We start from the raw sequence: 19,875 nt of genomic DNA, 5'->3' as shown, positions 1-19,875 counted from the left end.
GAATATAATAAATATTCAATCAATAAATTGACATATAGCAAATATATCAATTATGCTATCAACATATCAAATTGGATAATTAAAGGGGGAAGGGAATGAAAGTAATCCAAGCAGTGGTATCATCCTTTTTTTAAAATTCAATTTGTAATCGTTTTCTTTTTTAAAAAAATAACTTGGAGAATGGGTGGGAGGTTTATGAAAATGAAAAAGTATAAGAGAATTGCCGCTGTTTCCCTTATTGCCGGCAGCGTTTTGTTGAGTGCAGCATGTTCGAATCAAAGTGCTTCGACAAACGGCAGTAATAAAGAGGTCATTAAAATTACATATCGATCTGGTGGAGGATCAAACAAAGGGTTTACAGATTGGCTCAATAAAGAAATTATACCTCAATTTGAAAAGGACAACCCAAAAGTAGATGTTCAACTGTCACCACTAAATGTTTCAGAAGGGGATTATTTTGCAAAAATTGCCTTAATGCTGAAATCCAAAAATACAGCACCTGACATCGTAACAGAGGATACCTTTATGGTGAATTCAGATGCGAGTGCTGGTTATTTGACACCGCTTGATGATAAGGTCAAGGACTGGAGTGATTGGAGGAATTATACCGAAAATGTCAAGAAGGGTGTTATGGCTCAGGACGGAAAGATTTATGGGGTGCCTTATAACACTGACTCTCGGGGGCTTTGGTACAACAAGGATCTATTCACGAAAGCGGGACTTCCTGTTCCTTGGGAGCCTAAGTCATGGGATGAAATCCTACAAGCCGCAAGAACCATAAAAGAAAAGCTGCCTGATGTGACACCGTTTTGGATGAACTCCGGCAAAGCAACAGGGGAAGGAACATCGATGCAAACATTTGAAATGTTGCTTTATGGTACGAAAACTCCACTTTATGATACCGATTCGAAAAAATGGATTGTGAAAAGCCAAGGCCTTACGGATACCTTCAAATTTATAGATACGATTTATAAGGAAAAGCTTGGTCCAAATCTTTCTCAAGTATTAAATGGACAGGCCGGTGCCGTGGCCTATCAGCAATTAATGCCTAAAGGAAAGCTTGCCATCGGACTCGACGGAATCTGGCAGACTGGTAACTGGGGTGAGTCGGGTTCCGCACCTTGGCCTGAAGCTTTTAAGACGTTAGGATTTGCACCGATGCCGACCCAAAATGGGGAAGCTCCTGGAACCATCACGATGTCTGGTGGATGGGCGCTCTCTATTCCAAACAATTCACACCATAAAGATAAAGCGTGGGAATTTATTAAATTTGCCTCAAGTAAAGAACACACTCTGTCACTCCTCACGAAAGAAAGAAATTTGACAACGCGTGATGATGTAGCACAAGAGAAGTCGTATCAGGAAATTCCGATGTTTAAGGAAGCAACTGAATTTTTGAAATTTGCTCAATTCCGTCCTGCAGTTGATAAATATCCAACTGTATCAACACAAATTCAATCACTTGTCGAGGACGTTGTAACAGAGAAAATAACTCCAGAGCAGGCTGCAAAGGAATATCAGAAAAATGTTACAAAAATTGTCGGTCAAGACAATGTGATTGAAAAATAGTAAACCTCCAGAAGAAAAAGGTTACCTTTTTGTAGTTTTTAAAAGGTAACCTTATTTTAAAAATAACAGGACGGGGTGTGAAATGAATACAAATACGGTTGTATCACCAACAGTCACCATAAAAGAGAATACGAGAAAGGATCATACTCTTGTAAAATCGATTCTCTTCTTATTGCCAGCATGGATCCTATTGCTTGTCTTTTTTGTCGGACCTATATTACTAACTTTTTATTTTGCTTTTACGAATCTTGCGTTAACAGGAACAGAGGCTAAGAATGTTCAGTTTATAGGATTTCAAAACTTTTTATCCATGTTTGAAGACCCCGATTTCCGAATCAGTGTTGTAAAAACCATCGTGTTCTTGCTTTTTTCTGCCGTTATTGGCCAGCAGGTTTTAGGGTTCATTTTGGCTGTCCTCATGAAGGAGAAAAACAAAACGTTTCGCCGGATCATCGGCATCATTGTTCTTGCCGGCTGGGTAACCCCTGAAATCGTGGTAGCCTTTTGTTGGGTAGCATTCTTAAGTGATAACGGAACCTTAAATCTGATTTTACAGCATATAGGCTTAAAGCCGGTCACGTGGTTATACACTTTTCCGATGGTTAGCGTAGTCGTTGCGAATATTTGGCACGGAACCGCCTTTTCGATGCTCGTTTTCCAAGCAGCCTTGGATGATGTTCCGAAAAGTGTGGAAGAGGCAGCTATGATGGATGGAGCTTCTCGTTTTCAAGTCATGTTCCGCATTGTACTGCCAATGGTTAAAGGATCAATCGTTACCAATATGGTTCTGGTAACCCTGCAAACATTAGGTGTTTTTACCTTAATTTTTTCTATGACAGGCGGAGGGCCTGGAACATCAACACAAACTCTTCCTATTTTTATGTACAACCAGGCATTTGTCAATTATCAACTTGGCTATGGAACGGCGATTTCACTAATCCTGCTCGTCATCGGTATCGGTGCAAGCTTGATTTATATCCGTTCCATGAAGGTCAATCTTTAAGGGAGGAGTTACTGTGAACCGTTATAAAACTGAAAAACTGGTTCCATACATTATTTTAACAGTTCTTGGAATCATGTTTCTATTACCGCTTTTGTGGGTGTTATTTGCATCCTTCGATCCAAATGCCCAGCAAGCTTTGAAAATGCCCAGCTCCTTTACGGTAAACAACTTTACTTCAATCTTGACGGATCCTGCCAATCTTCGTTCCTTTGGAATCGGGCTGTTTATTTCATTAGGGCAGGCAGTGCTGGTTGTAGTTGTTGCCGTTATGGCAGCATATCCACTTTCACGTTATGCCTTGAAATTTAAAAAGCCCTTTATGTATACCATTTTGTTTATGACCGCTTTGCCGATTACTGCGGTAATGGTGCCTGTCTATCAACTCTTTATTTATATCAATATGCAGGATTCTCTCATCGGAACCATTTTGTTTTTGACTGCATCCGGGCTGCCATATGCGATTTGGATGATGAAAAATTTTATGGATTCTGTTCCATTGGAATTGGAAGAGTCCGCGTGGATCGATGGTGCATCCGTCTGGGCAGGATTAAGGAAAGTGGTTGCCCCATTAATGATTCCTGGCATTTGCACGGTCGCCATCTTTACCTTTTCCGGAAGTTGGGGGAACTTTTTCGTGCCGTACATCTTAATCCAAACTCCGGATAAATTCCCTGCTTCTGTGACGATTTTTCAATTTTTTGGTAATTTCGGAATGATCGAATACGGAAAGCTTGCCGCTTTCTCGCTGATCTATACGATGCCTTCAGTCATTTTGTATATGTTTTCACAACGATTTATGTCCCAAGGCTTCAGCCTCGGTGGAGCCTCCAAGGGATAATCATTATTTAGAGGAGCGTTTGATATGTTTTGGACTATTGAAAAGTTGGAAAGACGGATAGAGGAAATAGATTCATATCGTTATAGAAATATTCAGCCAGTGGCATCCTTACAAGCTCAAGATGATGAAGAAGGCAAGGTTTCGCAAAGGCCTCCCGAAGATGGGGCATGGAGAACAATGAATGTACAGGAAAGATGGGAAGGACGCGATAAGTACATTTGGCTTAAAACACTCATCCCAATTCCTGAAAATTGGGAACAACAAAAAATTGTCGGTGTATTTGATTTTGGAAAAACAGGCGGCGGTCATAATTCTGGGTTTGAGTCACTGCTGTATGTAAACGGGGAGCCCTATCAGGGCGTAGACATGAACCATCAAGAGGTATTTTTAGATAGAAGTCTGGCAGGGACGACCATTGAAATGTGCTTCCGGCTGTGGTCAGGGCTCGAAGGCGGGGGTAAGCCAACTCTGCAGGAACACCAGTTGAAAACGGCCTTTATCGCCTGTCTGGATGAGAAGGTAGATGATCTGTATTACACAGCTAGGGCTGCACTAGCGACGATCGAGTATCTACAGGAAAATCAGCCTGAGAGGCAAACACTATTAATAGCCCTAGACAGGGCTTTCCTGAAGATCGATTGGTCTGTTCCCGGTTCAGAAGGTTTCTATGATTCCCTTTATCAAGCACAAACGATTTTAAATGAAGAAATAGAGCGAATTCCGAAAAATTATCCTGTTACCGTAACGGCCATCGGACACACTCACATCGATGTGGCCTGGCTATGGAGGCTGAAACATACTAGAGAAAAAGCAGCACGCTCTTTTTCTACCGTTCTTCGTTTAATGGAGCAATACCCAGATTACGTTTTTTTACAAACACAGCCTCAATTATATGATTATATTAAAAAAGATTACCCAGAGATTTTTAAACAAATTGAAAGAAAAGTTCAAGAAGGCCGTTGGGAAACAGAAGGTGGAATGTGGCTGGAAGCAGACTGCAATCTGACATCGGGTGAATCACTTGTCCGTCAATTGTTGCTCGGTACTAAATTCTTCCGCGAAAACTTTGGGAAGGAATGCGAATATTTGTGGCTTCCAGATGTTTTTGGATATAGCTGGGCACTTCCGCAAATTTTAGTGAAATCCGGCATTAAAACCTTTATGACTACAAAAATTAGCTGGAGCCAGTTTAATAGAATGCCGCATGATACCTTTAAATGGAGAGGGATCGATGGAACAGAGATTTTAACTCATTTTATCACTACCCCTGAGGATGACCGCTGGTTCTATACATACAACGGACAGATTACTCCCCGTTCGGTAAAAGGGGTTTGGGAAGCGTATCGCGATAAAGCTGTGAACCAGGAGCTGCTCATTTCCTATGGTTATGGAGATGGCGGCGGTGGCGTAAATCGTGAAATGTTAGAGATGAGAAGAAAATTAGATAAGATGCCGGGCTTACCAGCTGTTAAGACAGGCAGAGCGGATGAATTTTTTAAACGCCTGCATGAGACTGTAGACAATACCGATCAATATGTTCACACGTGGGATGGAGAACTCTATCTGGAGTATCACCGCGGGACCTATACATCTCAGGCGTATAATAAACGGATGAACCGTAAAATGGAGCTGCTTCTCCGTGAAACAGAATGGCTGAATACATTAAATAGTGTACTTTCAGGTTCATGGTCAGCTTATCCTGTACAAAATTTGGATGAAAGTTGGAAGATCGTGCTACGCAATCAATTCCACGACATCATTCCGGGATCATCCATTCGCGAGGTTTATGAAGACAGCAAACTGGAATATGCTGAAGCGTATGAGCTTACGGCTAATGCCTGGAAGGAGGCTTCACAGTCTTTAGCCGTAAATCATGGCCAGCAATTGTATACGATTTATAATTCCTCTTCGTGGAAACGAAATGATACCGTTAAAATCAACACGAACACGACTGGAGAATTAGTGTGGAAGAAAGAGACAGGAGAGGTGTTGGAAGCACAGCAAACGGCTGATGGAGAATGGCTAGTCAAGGTTGATGAAGTTCCTTCCCTCGGAAAAAGCTCCGTTTATTATGAACAGGGAATGAATGAAACAGCTTCGCCTTTCAATGTTTCTGGAAATAATGTTTCTTCCAATTATTATGAGATTTCATGGAATGATAAAGGTCAGCTGACGAGACTATATGACAGGAAAAATAAAAGGGATGTTTTAGCCCCGAATGCATGTGGGAATGTATTCCAGGTGTTTGAGGATAAACCAATGCAATATGATGCATGGGATATCGATCTTTATTATCAAGAAAAGATGAAAGAAATCTCGACTTTGAAGGGATTGAAAGTCAGTGAAAATGGTCCAATTCGATGTGTGGTTGAGTTTACATGGGCCTATTCAAACTCGGTCATCAATCAGAAAATGACCTTGTATGTGAACAATCCGCGTATCGATTTTGAAACAAAGATTGATTGGCATGATCAAAACCAACTGTTGAAGGTAGCATTCCCTGTAGAAATTCGGGCAACAGAGGCGACATACGATATTCAGTATGGAAATGTAAAACGTCCAACTCATTGGAATACAAGCTGGGATTACGCTCGGTTTGAAACAGTTGGTCATCAGTGGGCGGATCTCTCTGAAAGAGATTATGGTGTGAGCTTATTGAACGATTGCAAATACGGACATGACATTAAGGATAATGTTATGCGCCTTACCCTATTAAAATCGGCTACTTATCCGGATATAGAAGCAGACCAAGGTGAACATTTGTTTACGTATTCCTTGCTTCCCCATGCTGGAAGCTGGTATGAAGGGAATACTGTACGGCATGCCTGGGAGCTCAATAATCCATTAACCTACGCAGTAGGCCAAACAGAAAGCGTTTCGCTTTTCAACGTGACTGCTCCGAATGTGATGGTCGACGCTGTTAAAAAAGCAGAAAATGGTGACCATGTCATTGTCCGGTTGCATGAATTTGCTGGTGCAAGAGGAACTGTCGAAGTAACAAGTGATTTCCATATTGATTCCTGGCAGGAATGCGATTTAATGGAAAGAAGCACTTCCGAAGTCCGAGGAAATGAGGCCTTTACGTTTGACATTAAACCATACGAACTTAAGACATTTATCGTTAAGTTAAAATAGGATAGAGGTAAAAAGGGGAGAATTCTCCCCTTTTTGCACGCTGGTTCGTGATCTTAAATCGGGCGCAAAAGCTTGCAGAAGAAAAGGGAGCTAGCGCCATTGAATTTGCCCTCGCTTATGTGCTGAACCAGCCTTATCCCATGGCTGCGACTATTAGTCCCGAAAAAGTAGAGGAGTTATTGTCTTCGCTCAGGGGGTCGGAAATATTGTTAACTTCTGAAGAAATGGACTTATGGGAATCGAAAATAGGAGGAGCGAAATATGATGAGACATAAAGTTTAGAACTTAGCCTAACGAATCTCATAAAAATGTTGGAAAAAGTAAACGCATAGAGTCTTACATAAGGTGGCGAATAGTAACATGAAAGAGATTGAAGTGGTTCATGTCATCTTTAAAACACATCTGGATATCGGTTTTACCGATTTAGCAGAAAATGTGACTGAACAATATATTAAGTCATACATACCCAAGGCCATTGAACTAGCAGACAGCCTTGAAAAAGAAGATTCTTCAATAGGTTTTGTATGGACGACAGGCTCATGGCTTATTCAGGAGTATTTGAGACAAGCAAATAATGAAGAGAAACGAAAAATGGAAGCTGCGATTCAAAAAGGATTTATCACATGGCATGGACTTCCATTTACAACACATACGGAATTAATGGATGCTGAGCTATTTCAATATGGTCTATCGATTGCAAAACGATTAGATTCTCAATATGGAAAACAGACATCCACTGCAAAAATGACGGACGTACCTGGTCATACAAAAGCAGTGATTCCTTATTTAGCAAGTAATGGAATTAAATATTTGCATATAGGAGTGAACCCCGCCTCAAAAGTTCCTTCCGTTCCTTCGATATTTGTATGGAAGGGGCAAGATGGTTCTGAAATTATCGTTAACTATGCGGACAATTATGGTGATGTTCTTAAACTAGATGACCTACATGAGATAATGGTGTTTGCGCATACCGGTGATAATTGCGGGCCACCATCAATTGATGATATTAAAGCAGAGTTTGCCAGTTTACAGGAAAGATTTCCTAACGCTGCCATAAAAGCATCTACTATGGATGCATTTGCTGCAAAGATACAGGACTTTAAACACAATCTTCCTGTAGTCCATGAAGAAATTGGTGATTCCTGGATACATGGAGTGGCTACAGATCCTAAGAAGGTAGCTCAATACCGAGAATTACTTAGACTCCGAAATAAGTGGACTTCTGAAGGTAAATTAGAAGTAAATAGTGATGAATATACACAGTTTTCTGATTGGTTGCTTTTAGTTCCAGAACATACATGGGGATTAGATGAGAAAAAACACCTCAATGATTATAAAAATTATTCAAAGCAAGATTTTCAAAATGCTAGAGAAAGAAATGAGATTGCTGAAGATTCGGTTCCAGATAAATATAGTTATATAGGTTCATTTGCCATGGATGAGTTTGACCGTTTATCAGAGCAAGCTTTTTCTGAATCACGGAAAAGTGGAACCTATCAACTATTCGAAAATTCCTGGAAGGAACAGCGTGGATATATTCAAAAAGCTGTTGCTGCCTTATCTGCTAATCTCCAAAAGGAAGTTTTTGTTGCATTCGGATCATTAGAGGCACAAAAGCGGGAACCGGGTAGTGAGACATTAGAAACGAACAAGTCTTATTCTCTTGGAGGGTTTACAGTACAATTTGCAGAGGATGGCTCCATATCTAGTTTAGTTGACGGGAACGGAAAAGAGTGGACGAACAGACAAAACCGGATTGGCGTTTTTGTTTACGAGTCATTTGGAGTAGAAAATTATTATCGATGGTTCGACGAATATGTTGAGAACACTAGTCAAACCTATCGATGGTCTGATGCGGACCAGGGAAAACCGGGGATAGAACTCGTCATTCCAAGACCGAAACATGAAATCTATCAACCTTCTATCCTTTCATTAAGCAAAATTGAAACAAAAGCAAGTGATGATGTAATCATCCATCTAAGTATGCCGAGACATGCAGTAGAATCATTTGGATCTCCAAAAGAGGTTACGATAGAATACAAGTTTTCTAAGAACAATGAACAAATAGATATTGAGCTTAATTGGTTCGATAAGGAAGCAAACCGCCTGCCAGAAGCAATGTGGTTTTCGTTTGCCTTGCAAGTTGATAATTCAAATATTTGGAGACTGGATAAGCTGGGTGAACAAATATCTCCACTAGAAGTTGTGAAAAACGGCAATCGAAACCTTCATTCTGTTGATTCAGGTCTATATTATTATGGGGCAGAAGGAGAAGCGGTAATCGAGACAAAAGATTCTCCACTAGTCTCATCAGGTGAAAAAAGACTGCTGCAGTTTGACAATACTTTTGCTTCATTAGAAGGTGGATTTCACTTTAACCTTTACAACAATATTTGGGGAACAAATTTCCCGATGTGGTATGAAGAAAACGGGAAAAGTAGATTTACGTTGAAATTGAAATCACATTAGTTATAAAAATGTAAAGGCCCAAGGTATGGGCCTTTATACTTTTTATCTGGGTAAAGAATTTTCTATAAACTTATTCCAGTCGATTCACTTTAATAAAATTTAGTCAGATATTCTAATCGTTCGAAAACAAAGTAAAAAGAGTAAATAAGCTGTGACGCTAAAAACAAAAGTTAGAACGATGGGTAGGAAATAGGTGATTGTTGCCATTACGCATACGATCATAATAATAATGAAAGTTGACGGAAAGCAGGTTAAGGATAGTAGGAACGAATTCTTCCACAATGTTTGTATGGAGAGATTATAATGCACCATTATTGTGACCATATAAATTGACATAATAACAAGTAAGAAACCTATGGTAATTAAAATTGATAAAATAACCGTACGAAACATGCCATTGAAATGATCAAGAATGCTAAGATTGGCATATGCAATTCCTAAGTAGAATAACCAAGCAAGCTCAAGAACCATGCTTTGCTTAAAATTTTCTTTGAATTTTTGAAAGAAGAGTCGAAAAATACTCGTTTCCTTTTTAGTCACCCATTCTCTAAAAACACCGAACATAGCAGCTGTAGAAGGGATGATAGTGAAGACTGGTAAACATGCTACAATCCAAAGTAGATTTAAAAAAAAGAGATTTGATACACGTTCAGTAATAGTAAAAAACTTCCCGTACTGCACTTTCATAAATATCCTCACTTCCCCTAACCAATTACTTGATTTGATAATAGCGCTCCGTCACAAATTTCGCAAAATCCCCTCGTACAATAGTGGTTGAATATTCGATTGGGATCATTTCAGTTGAATACGTAAGGGACTCTGATTGGAAAGATGGGGTGTTCTCAGGAATCCCTAATAATTTACTAATTTGCAGCGTTGGGATTACAGGCTCGATCGATTCAATAGATTTTAAGAATTTCAAACTATATTTTGTTTTAAGCAATTCGAATAAAGAGCCTGAACAATCATCATGAATTAAGTCAGGTGCTACTTTCCAAGGTACATAGGATGTGGAATGCTGATAAGGTTTTTGCCCGGCAAACCGCAAACGAACAAGCTTAAAGACAGGGTCGTTCGGCTGTATGTCTAAAGAATTTGCAAGAAATAAAGTTGCAGGTATCGTTTCGAGACTTAACACTTCGGAATGAGATTGAAGTCCCATACTCATCATTTGCTCTGAAAAACTTTTAATCGTTTGAGTAATCGTTTCTTGAATTTTTGGTTGTGCAACGAAGGTTCCTTTTCCCTGCAATTTGTAGATTCGTCCTTCTTGTTCAAGTTGTTGAAGAGCTAGACGAATGGTAGTCCGGCTAACTTCAAATTCCAAACAAAGAGCTGTCTCACTAGGAAGTTTCCCTCCTACTTGATATATTTCTTGATCGATCCGCTCAAGAATTTTTTCTTTTATAGAATAATACAATGCAGTTCCAGTTTTGATTTTCATATATTTCACTCGCCCTTAAAATTCTTTTCTATTGTAATCATGTTATAACAAGTTGACAAAAAAAGAAAGTTTAGATTTTTTTGGTAAGTTCGACTGAGTGGTGAAAAACGTTTTATACAGGGGTTTTAGTTGCAATTTATTATGAATTTAGAAAATTAGTGAAATTCGTATTGACGTTCCTTTGCCCATGTACTAACATAAGATGTAGTAACGACATAACAAGTTGTTCATTAACTTCACATCAAGAATTCTGCAACTTAAAATTTTTTACTTGAATTTGAAACCGTTTTCACTTAGGAGTATAAGATTTTAATATATCTCTATATTTTGAACACACCATGAAACAATGTAAGTGAGTACAGTTGTAATAACAACATTATGAGTAAGACTTCACGGAAGGAGAAACACATGGAAAAATATGATGTATTAGTTCAAGGAGTAGTGTCCACAGATGTAATATTTTCATCCATACCAAAAATGCCGAGTCCAGGAGAGGAAGTTTATTGCGGTGCATTTGAGTTCACATGCGGTTCAGCCTATACTACTGCAGTTGCTTTTGCAAGATTAGGCCTGAAAGTAGCGATTATTTCCCCTATTGGTAATGACGTGTTAAGTCAGTTTGTGTTAACCAGCCTTGAATCAGAAGGTGTATCTACCCAACTAATGAAAAAATTGAATCAACCTCTTCGAACGCTATCCGTTGCCATCAACTATGGTGGTGATCGTTCATTTCTTTCCTATCAAGATGATACAAAGGATTTCAACTTGGAAGAGTACACGAATTCTATTATTAAGAATGTGGATGCTTCCATCTTACACTTGGGAGCAGGGCCTCAGTCATTATCCTCCATTCAATTAGCAAAAGAAAAAGGAATGAAAGTATCGGTTGACATTGGATGGGACGAGAATTGGTTAAAGGATCCCAAATTAATAGAAATGATACAGCATAGTGACTTTTTCACACCAAATTTAAAGGAAGCTCTATATATGACCAGCAATACTTCTGCCGAAGATGCCCTACATATCCTTCAAAAGTGGTGTGAAGACACTTTGATCATAATCAAACTTGGACCAAAAGGAGCTTTGGTAGGTATACAAGGGGAAGATGTTGTAGTTCCTGGATTCAAGAAAAATCCTATTGATACAACTGGAGCAGGCGATGTGTTTGCTGCAGGTGTATTAACCGGACTTTTAAAAGGATATGAATTAGAGGAAGCTGTTCGTTTAGGGAATTTTTGTGGTGCATGCTCAGTAGAAGGTTTAGGCGGAGCGACTAAAAGTCCGTATTGGACCCAAGTAGAAGCAGAGTTTTTAAATACCAACAAACAAAATGAAACGGAGGAATTGGTATGAAGTTAACAGTTCTTGGAGGAGCTGGAATGAGAACTCCTCAATTAATCCAGGGGTTATTTAAACATCCTGACCTACATTTAAGCGAAGTGACACTATTTGATAATGATGAAAATCGACTTTTGGTGATGGGAGAACTTTCAAAATATCTTGTAGAACAACACCAAGCTACGTTTAAACTGACTTTTACTTCTGACATCAGAGAGGCTGTCAGAGGTGCTGAGTTTATCTATTCTGCTATTCGGGTCGGTCAAGAAGAGTCTCGAGTTCTTGATGAACGTGTATCTCTAAAGCATGGAGTTATCGGTCAAGAAACAACTGGACCTGGCGGATTTGCAATGGCATTGCGTACCATTCCAGTTATGATTGAGTATACCAAAATCATTCATGAAGTTGCTCCGCAAGCATGGCTCTTGAATTTCACGAATCCATCAGGGCTTCTTGCTCAAGCTCTAAATACATATGGTCATCATGATAAAGTCATTGGAATTTGTGATGCTCATGCGGGCATTAAAAATGCATTAGGGAAGTTTCTTGGAGTACCTCATACAAGACTACAAGCTACTTACTTTGGTTTAAATCATTTAGGATGGGTGCCTTCCGTGATCGTGGGCGGCGAAGATAAGCTTCCTGAAATTCTAGAAAACTATGAGTCTCTTTCACGTACTTCTCATATTTTTAGCTTTTTTGATCCAGATTTAATACGAAACATCGGAATGCTTCCAAATGAATATCTATACTATTTTTATTATACAGATCAGGCTGTAAAAAATATCAACGAGTCAAATGAAACTCGTGGGGAACAAATTGTTAAACTAGGAAGACCTCTTTTAGAGCGGTTGTATGATCATGTGAAATCAGGAAATGTGGCAAAAGCTTGGGCAGACTACAAGCAAACAATGGAAGAGCGAAACAACACATATATGTCACGTGAAACCTCTGGTAATGTTCATAATGTGTATGAGAAAGAAGAGAAAATTGAAATCACATATGAAGAGGAAGGTTACGAAGGTCTTGCTTTAAATATTATCAAAAGCATTAAATATAACAAGCAGCAAGTATTAACATTGAACATACCTAATAACGGTACAATAGCTGGGCTTCATCATGATGACGTGGTTGAGGTTCCTTGTTTAGTAAACGAAAATGGCTATTTTCCATTATCTGTTGGCGAAGTACCAGATGTAGCGATGTCGTTAATAAAGCCTGTTAAAACATATGAGAGATTAGCGGTAGAGGCAGCAGTTACCGGTGATTACGACACAGCGCTAAAAGCATTAACTGTGCATCCTTTAGTTCCTTCATATGCCGTGGCAAAAGCGATATTGGATGAATATTTAGAGGTTCACAAACAATATCTTCCACAATTTAATAGTGAGAAGCAGGAATTAATCAATTAAAAGACTTCCTCTAATGAAAGCATAGAAAAGATTAGTATGATGGTTTTTATGTCACTTTAATTTCCTTGAAAAATAATAACAATATCAAAGGGGAGAAAAACATGAATAGATCTTTAAAAAGATTTGGATTGCTACTATTAGGTCTTATGCTTATTGTCATGTCAGCATGTTCCAAAACTAGTTCAAACAACGAAACAACTAAAGGTGAAATTGTTATTAAATTTCCTCATTATTATGTAGGGACAGATCCAAATGCTCAATGGTTTAACAAAGTAGTAGAAAAATTCAATAACGATCATAAAGGTAAAATTAAAGTTGTTACTGAAGAAATCGCAGGAGAGCAAAACTATGTTGATAAAATGAAGCTTCTTTTGCAGTCAGGTGATATGCCTGATATTGGAATGTCGCCACTAGGACTACTTGATCTTGCCTACAAAGCAGGGAAAGCGGTTGATTTAACACCGTACTTAGAAGCAGATTCGGAATTTAAAAGTCAGTTCGATCCAAAGTCTTTGGAAGTGAATACATTCGACGGAAAAGTGTATGGTTTTCCTACATTTAGAGGAATGATGGAATACTACTATAATAAAGAACTATTTGAAAAAGCAGGGATTGCACAACCAGCTCAAACATGGGATGAATTGTTCAGTCAATTTGACACATTAAAAAAAGCAGGAATCACGCCTGTATCAATGGATACAGCAGAAACAGGGTGGCTTACATCTCTATGGTTCAATGCCATGATCGGGAGTCACAGTCCAGAGGGATTGGAATTTATGAACACCTATTTCCCAAAAGACTTTAATAAACCATACGTTGTTGATTCTCTAGAAAAAATTCAAACAATGTTTAAAAAATATACGACTAAAGATGCGGTCGGAGCAAAATATGATACTGCTGCCATGCACTTTTTAAATGGTGAGACGGCAATGATTGCTAACGGTCCATGGATGATCGGGGATTTCAGTGATACGAAAAAAGCAAAAAAAGGATTAGATAAGCATATTGGTGTTGCACTATTCCCTGGAAACACTTTATTTAACTCACCTGAAAAAGGATATTTTGTTTTATCGAAAGATAAGAAACATGCAGATGCTGCTGTTGAATTCTTAAAATTTCTTGTAAGTCCAGAGCATCAAAAGGAATTGCTATTGCTTAAAGGAGAGCTACCTGATTCTCCTAAAGTAGAAATTACAGACGATGTAAAACAGAAGTTTCCGATTTTAGCAGATTTCTTAACCCAAACTGAAAGTGCGAAAAATGAAATCTTGTATTATCAAAAAACATGGCACAACAATGTTCAAAATGAAGTAAGTAACATTTATCCAGCCTTGGCAAATGGACAACTTACTCCTAAAGAAGCTGCTCAAAAATTAACAGAAGCTGCTCAAAAAAATTAATACACAAAATAGGCTTTATCATGAATCGAAGGACGAAACGTCCTTCGATTCAACTTACATGATACTAGGAGGTGCAGCATGAAACGCAATCGACTTTGGTATGCTATTTTTCTAACACCCGCTGTTATCATATTTCTTCTTGTGTTTGGATATCCGGTTGTTAATGTTATCTTTACATCTTTTTTCGATTATAAAATAAATCAGCCGATGAAATTTATCGGTATTGATAATTACATTGCACTGCTTTCAGATCAAGCTTTTCTGATTGCGTTCAAAAATACGATTATTTGGGTGGCGCTGCAGGGTTCATTCCATGTGGCATTAGGTGTGTTGGTTGCATTGGTCCTATCACATAAACCATTGGGATGGAAGTTCGTTCGAACATCCTACATGATTCCAATCATCATATCCTCAGCCGCGAGAGCCATGTTGTTACTATATGTATTTAATCCCCAAATGGGTATGATCAATTCCTTCTTAAAAATGATCGGTTTTGAAGACTTTTCACTGAATTGGTATTTCGATCCATCTACATCGTTTTGGACTGTAACAAGTGGTTGGTTATTTTTTTCTGCTCTTATCACCATTATTGTTATGGCTGAAATTGCAACCATTCCCCAATCACTCTATGAAGCAGCAAAAATCGATGGTGCAACAAGGTTTCAAACGGATCTGTTTGTTGTCTTGCCATTATTGCGAAATGTAATAGGGATAAGTGTTATTCTTGCGACAACAAGTATGTTAAAAGAATTTGAATTAATTTTCTTAACGACAAATGGAGGTCCAAATGACTCAAATTTAAATTTACCACTTTATTTATATAAAGAAGCAATGATGTTAAACAACTATGGGTACGCAAATGCGATTGGGACATTGTTGATTTTCCTAGGCTTGTTCATTATTCTTGTCGCAACTCGAATATTTAAATTTGGACAATCGGATGTCTAGGTGTGAAGGAGAGATGAAATTTGCGAGATAGCACCAAACAAATTATATGGAAATCACTGACCTACCTCTTTTTGGCGTTAATTACGTTTATCTCAATTCTGCCAATTTTTTGGGTCGTAATATCTTCATTTAAAACAACACAGGAAATAACTTCAACACCATTATCTCTTCCAACATCACTTAGTTTTGATGGATATATCACGGCCATAAAGGTTTCACCGATTTTCCAATACTATGGGAATAGCATTGTAGTTTCTATAGCATCAACTGTATTCAATTTAATTTTTATGGGGATGGCGGCCTATGTTTTTGCAAGGGTAAAATCAAAGGTTATCAATTTATTGCTTGCTGTAATGAGTATCACATTGTTTATACCAATTACATCTATGATGCAATCCATTTACAGTGTGGTTGAGTTTATCGGGCTTTATGATACAAAAACAGGGTTGGTTTTGGTATATACTGCCATTGGTATTCCCATTACCCTTTTTGTTCTTCGAAGCTTCTTCCTTACGATTCCTAATGAAATTGAGGAATCTGCTTACATTGATGGGGCAAGTTTTCTTCGTACGTTTTACTCAATTGTGGTGCCAATTGCAAGACCTGGGTTTGCAACAGCCGCGATTATTCAATTTATCAATTGTTGGAACGAATTTTTGTTTGCCTTAACGCTTACTTCAAGCAACGAAAATAGAACCGTTCCATTGGTGTTGAATTATTTTACCTCTATGTTCAGTTACGATTATACTGCGTTATTTGCCGCTCTTACGATGATTACCATTCCAAGCATTTTGATGTTTGTTCTTCTTCAAGAGCAAGTGGTGAGCGGATTAAGTTCTGGATCAGTCAAGGGGTAACTTGCAGTTAAAAACTCATGCCTTCTGATTTCAGGAAGCAAGTCCTGTTTCATAACGATCAGCCCGGATTCATATCCCGGCTTTTTTTCTTGTTCATTTTTGAAAGGGAATAATTTAGTACTTTTTACTCATTTTTTTCTAAAATAATATATCTGAATTTTTAGTAAAAATATCTAAAGAACTATTACCGTTTTTTTATTATAACTATAATGTAGGTTAATTAAGGCTGTGTAAGTTTTTTAAAGTAAAAATTGAAGGGAGAAAAAAGTATGAAGAAAAAGTTTTCAACAATTGCTAGAACATTAACTTTAACGATGATGTGCAGTCTTTTTCCATTAGGTTCTAGTTTGGCAAAAACTGAAGAAAAACCGGTCGATTTAGATATGTTGTTCATCGGAGCTCATCCTGATGATGAAGCTGGAGGTTTGTCTACATACGGACAGTGGATTGAACAATATAACTATCATATGGGCGTTTTGACAATTACACGTGGAGAAGGAGGAGGAAATGCAGTAGGACCTGAAGAAGGCTCTGATTTAGGTATTTTAAGAGAAAAAGAGGAAAGAAATGCTATATCCATTGCTGGAATCAATCATGTATTTAATCTAGATAAAGTTGATTTTTACTACAATGTTAGTGCACCTTTAACAGAAAAAGTGTGGGGCCATGATTCAACACTTGAAAAGGTTGTTCGTACAATTCGAATGACAAAACCTGAAATTATCTTTACAATGAATCCGTCTCCAACACCAGGAAATCATGGTAACCATCAATATGCGGCCAGAATGGCAGTAGAGGCATTTTACGCTGCTGCAGATCCTACAAAGTTTCCAGAGCAAATTTCAAAAGAAAGATTAAGTCCTTGGAAAGCAAAGAAAATTGTTTATCGTGGTGCAAACGGTGTAGGAACCAACTTGGGGGAAAAATGTGAAACTACTTTTGTTCCAGCTGAACCAACTGATAAAGTATATAGCATTTGGAGTGGAAGAAAATCAACAAAGCAAAACAAGACTTGGGGACAACTAGAACGGGATGCTCAAAGAATTTATGAGTCACAAGGCTGGAAGACATTTGAAGATGTCCCAAGTGATCCAAATCAATTGAGCTGTGATCGTTTTACAGAGTTTGACAGCCGTGTCCCGATAACAAAGGATAATCAACAATCGACTTCATTACTTGAAGGTGCACTTCTTTCTAATAAACAAGGTCTTCCTCTTGGAACAGAATTATCTGTTACAACTTCAAATTACAAAATTGTGCCTGGTGATACATTTGAAGTTAATGTTGAAGTAACCAACAATAGTGAAATGAATTTAAAAGATGCAACTCTAACTCTCGAGTTACCTGTTGGATTGGAAGCCGAGAAGAATGATCAAGTGTCTATTAAGCAGCTTAATAAAGGTGAAACGAAGGAGTTTAGTTTTAACGTAAAAGCCTCGCAAACTATGGAAACAAAAAGATATCGACTTAACGCTAAATTAGCTGTTGGGGAAAAACAAGGTTTTTCAAGCAGGGTAATTGAAGGTGTATCAGCTGTACAAGCCACACTTCAGCCATTGCCACACGTTAAAGAGTTCCAAGAATGGACGAAAAAAAATCGAGTACAGCATTTACAGAATTTGATTAAACCTGTATTTTCAATTGGATTAGGTGAAACGCGGGATATTCAAGTTAATGTAACGAATAATAGCAGCAATGTTCAAAGTGGAGAAGTATCTATTCAGCTGCCGGAAGGCTTCCAAACACTTCAGCCTTCAGTATCGATTGATTCTATGAAACCAAATGAAACAAAGGCAATCCAGTTTTCGGTTACGAATACAAATCCTTCATTAAAAACTTCTAATGAGGGAGGGACAAATGGTGATTACGACTTTACGATAACGACCAAAACAATGGATAAATCTGTGGTTCAAACTGCAGCCATTAATTTAGTTCCTATTACTGATATTCAGCAAGCAACAACTCAACCTACTATTGATGGTGAGGCGCACGAAGGTGAGTATCTTGATCAAGATATAGACTTAAGCCGAGTATGGGAAGGAACGGTACCAACTTCTTCTATGGACGCCTCAGGTCATGCCAAAGTAAGCTGGGACAAGGATGCCTTATATTTCTATGTGAACGTTCAAGATGATCTGTTAGGTACGGTCTTAGATAAGGCTGATGCAAAACGTCATTGGAGAACGGATTCCGTAGAAATTGCAATCGACCCACAAGGAAATTCAGAAAATACATCTTCCACCTTTAAGGTCGGTATTTTCCCAACAACGACAGAACATAAGCCTGCGGCATACCGTGATGCTGATAACCATCAGGGGCCAATCGAATTGACTGCGCCAGGAATGGAAATCGCATCAAAAATTAACGAAGATAATTATAATGGGTATTCGATGGAAGTAAGGATCCCTTTCTCTGTATTGCCTGCCGCAGTTGATCCTGAAAAGTTTGCCTTTAATATTTTCGTCTATGATTCAGATACAAAGGACAAAACAGGACAAACGCGCATAGGTTGGTCAACTTGGGGTGGTGTACAAGGTGATCCGTATCGTTGGGGACATGGAAAGCTAGAAGACTACCAACCGGATGGGAAGATATTGCAACAACCAACAGAACCGTTTTTCCCAATGGATGTTACGAAAAGTGTTTTATCGCCACAATCAATATTGCAGTCTTCTTTAAACGGAGTTCCACTAGCTAGCGGAAGGGCTGCTGAGCAAGATAGCATAATGATTTTGGGTCAGCCAAAAGTGGATCAAAGCACGGTGAAAGTAAAACTAAAAGCGCAAAATCCTGGCATAGCAAACGTGTTTCTATGGTCAAATAACCTAATCTTAGACAAGAAAACAATAGATTTTAAATTTAATCAACAATCTGAAGCCGTATTGCAATATCCGTCTGACAAATTACCTGAAACTGCCTATGTGCTTATTTCTTATGAAACAGAAGACGGTAAAACAGAAAGTATATCCTATCCGATAGGAAAATAATGATTATGAATTCCCTTGGCCAATTATTAATAGCCAGGGGTATTTTTTTATATCATAAAATTTTACTTGTTATTTTATTTGAAACAATTTTAAATTTCTAAGAAAATCAGCGTAAAACTTAGACATAAACCGATGATCTAAAATCGAAGTATTTATTAATTAGTTCAAAAAATCTGAATAAATAGTTAAATTTAATTAGATTTTTATTACATATTAAATTAAAATAGAGAAAATATAGAGTTGTTGAAATGAAGCTAACCATTTTAGGTGGTTCTGGTGCTGGATTACCGTTAATTGTAAGCGCTTTAATTTAGTGGGGTGATAAATTCCACATTTCTAGACTAGTACTCTATGATACAGATGGGAAGAAGCTACAGTTAATAGGATCATTGATAAAGCATAGTGTTTGGAAAAATTGAAATTTTTATTTATTGTGGGGGGCAATCCGTAATAGCAATTGGTGGATTTTACGGGG

At 38.2% G+C, this 19,875-nt stretch carries 14 protein-coding genes; 12 read left to right on the top strand and 2 right to left on the bottom strand.

The window, feature by feature from the left end; all coding sequences use genetic code 11:
* The first annotated feature begins 201 nt into the window (after nt 1-201).
* The 6 genes from V7137_RS11915 (at nt 202) to V7137_RS11890 (ending at nt 9,014) form a co-directional block, all read left to right on the top strand.
* On the top strand, nt 202-1,569 hold the full coding sequence (locus tag V7137_RS11915; RefSeq protein ID WP_335698287.1) for an ABC transporter substrate-binding protein: 1,368 nt from the start codon (nt 202-204) through the stop codon (nt 1,567-1,569).
* Between the two features lie 82 nt (nt 1,570-1,651).
* Complete coding sequence (locus tag V7137_RS11910) at nt 1,652-2,572, top strand: carbohydrate ABC transporter permease (RefSeq protein WP_218346148.1); 921 nt, start codon at nt 1,652-1,654, stop codon at nt 2,570-2,572.
* A gap of 73 nt (nt 2,573-2,645) precedes the next feature.
* Nucleotides 2,646-3,410, top strand: a complete 765-nt coding sequence (locus tag V7137_RS11905; protein ID WP_218346286.1) for a carbohydrate ABC transporter permease — start codon at nt 2,646-2,648, stop codon at nt 3,408-3,410.
* Nucleotides 3,411-3,434: 24 nt separating this feature from the next.
* The gene (locus V7137_RS11900; RefSeq protein ID WP_335698286.1) at nt 3,435-6,545 is read left to right on the top strand and encodes an alpha-mannosidase; all 3,111 of its coding nucleotides are present in this window, start codon (nt 3,435-3,437) and stop codon (nt 6,543-6,545) included.
* Nucleotides 6,546-6,592: 47 nt separating this feature from the next.
* Nucleotides 6,593-6,820 (top strand): aldo/keto reductase, encoded by a 228-nt coding sequence (locus V7137_RS11895; RefSeq protein WP_335698285.1) that lies wholly within the window; start codon nt 6,593-6,595, stop codon nt 6,818-6,820.
* 85 nt (nt 6,821-6,905) lie between these two features.
* Nucleotides 6,906-9,014, top strand: a complete 2,109-nt coding sequence (locus V7137_RS11890; protein ID WP_335698284.1) for a DUF5054 domain-containing protein — start codon at nt 6,906-6,908, stop codon at nt 9,012-9,014.
* Between the two features lie 99 nt (nt 9,015-9,113).
* Here the strand turns inward: V7137_RS11890 and V7137_RS30670 are convergent, their stop codons facing one another.
* Complete coding sequence (locus tag V7137_RS30670) at nt 9,114-9,701, bottom strand: YesL family protein (protein WP_420490119.1); 588 nt, start codon at nt 9,699-9,701, stop codon at nt 9,114-9,116.
* 25 nt (nt 9,702-9,726) lie between these two features.
* Complete coding sequence (locus V7137_RS11885) at nt 9,727-10,458, bottom strand: GntR family transcriptional regulator (protein WP_335698283.1); 732 nt, start codon at nt 10,456-10,458, stop codon at nt 9,727-9,729.
* A 408-nt stretch (nt 10,459-10,866) separates the two neighbouring features.
* Here V7137_RS11885 and V7137_RS11880 point away from each other — a divergent pair, with 408 nt between their 5' ends.
* The 6 genes from V7137_RS11880 to V7137_RS11855 all read left to right on the top strand — a co-directional run bounded on the left by V7137_RS11880 (nt 10,867) and on the right by V7137_RS11855 (nt 19,400).
* The gene (locus tag V7137_RS11880; RefSeq protein WP_335698282.1) at nt 10,867-11,811 is read left to right on the top strand and encodes a carbohydrate kinase family protein; all 945 of its coding nucleotides are present in this window, start codon (nt 10,867-10,869) and stop codon (nt 11,809-11,811) included.
* Nucleotides 11,808-13,208, top strand: a complete 1,401-nt coding sequence (locus V7137_RS11875) for a 6-phospho-beta-glucosidase (protein ID WP_335698281.1) — start codon at nt 11,808-11,810, stop codon at nt 13,206-13,208. Before V7137_RS11880 ends, V7137_RS11875 begins: the two co-directional genes overlap by 4 nt.
* Nucleotides 13,209-13,309: 101 nt before the next feature.
* Nucleotides 13,310-14,608 carry an ABC transporter substrate-binding protein gene (locus V7137_RS11870; protein WP_335698280.1) on the top strand — a complete coding sequence of 433 codons (1,299 nt, stop codon included), beginning with the start codon at nt 13,310-13,312 and terminating at the stop codon, nt 14,606-14,608.
* 78 nt (nt 14,609-14,686) lie between these two features.
* Nucleotides 14,687-15,556, top strand: a complete 870-nt coding sequence (locus V7137_RS11865) for a carbohydrate ABC transporter permease (RefSeq protein ID WP_335698279.1) — start codon at nt 14,687-14,689, stop codon at nt 15,554-15,556.
* A 20-nt stretch (nt 15,557-15,576) separates the two neighbouring features.
* Complete coding sequence (locus tag V7137_RS11860) at nt 15,577-16,413, top strand: carbohydrate ABC transporter permease (RefSeq protein WP_335698278.1); 837 nt, start codon at nt 15,577-15,579, stop codon at nt 16,411-16,413.
* A 269-nt stretch (nt 16,414-16,682) separates the two neighbouring features.
* On the top strand, nt 16,683-19,400 hold the full coding sequence (locus tag V7137_RS11855) for a sugar-binding protein (RefSeq protein ID WP_335698277.1): 2,718 nt from the start codon (nt 16,683-16,685) through the stop codon (nt 19,398-19,400).
* The last annotated feature ends 475 nt before the right edge of the window (nt 19,401-19,875 follow it).

It is taken from the genome of Neobacillus drentensis (assembly GCF_036962765.1).
Taxonomy (GTDB): domain Bacteria; phylum Bacillota; class Bacilli; order Bacillales; family Cytobacillaceae; genus Neobacillus; species Neobacillus drentensis_C.
This window is presented reverse-complemented; position numbering and strand designations above follow the sequence as displayed.

Bases quoted from the DNA above. Each gene is read 5' to 3' on its own strand.
- V7137_RS11855 (WP_335698277.1), top strand. From the start codon at position 16,683: ATGAAGAAAAAGTTTTCAACAATTGCTAGAACATTAACTTTAACGATG.
- V7137_RS11880 (WP_335698282.1), top strand. From the start codon at position 10,867: ATGGAAAAATATGATGTATTAGTTCAAGGAGTAGTGTCCACAGATGTA.
- V7137_RS11900 (WP_335698286.1), top strand. From the start codon at position 3,435: ATGTTTTGGACTATTGAAAAGTTGGAAAGACGGATAGAGGAAATAGAT.
- V7137_RS11910 (WP_218346148.1), top strand. From the start codon at position 1,652: ATGAATACAAATACGGTTGTATCACCAACAGTCACCATAAAAGAGAAT.
- V7137_RS11865 (WP_335698279.1), top strand. From the start codon at position 14,687: ATGAAACGCAATCGACTTTGGTATGCTATTTTTCTAACACCCGCTGTT.
- V7137_RS11905 (WP_218346286.1), top strand. From the start codon at position 2,646: ATGTTTCTATTACCGCTTTTGTGGGTGTTATTTGCATCCTTCGATCCA.
- V7137_RS30670 (WP_420490119.1), bottom strand. From the start codon at position 9,701: ATGAAAGTGCAGTACGGGAAGTTTTTTACTATTACTGAACGTGTATCA.
- V7137_RS11875 (WP_335698281.1), top strand. From the start codon at position 11,808: ATGAAGTTAACAGTTCTTGGAGGAGCTGGAATGAGAACTCCTCAATTA.
- V7137_RS11885 (WP_335698283.1), bottom strand. From the start codon at position 10,458: ATGAAAATCAAAACTGGAACTGCATTGTATTATTCTATAAAAGAAAAA.
- V7137_RS11890 (WP_335698284.1), top strand. From the start codon at position 6,906: ATGAAAGAGATTGAAGTGGTTCATGTCATCTTTAAAACACATCTGGAT.
- V7137_RS11870 (WP_335698280.1), top strand. From the start codon at position 13,310: ATGAATAGATCTTTAAAAAGATTTGGATTGCTACTATTAGGTCTTATG.
- V7137_RS11915 (WP_335698287.1), top strand. From the start codon at position 202: ATGAAAAAGTATAAGAGAATTGCCGCTGTTTCCCTTATTGCCGGCAGC.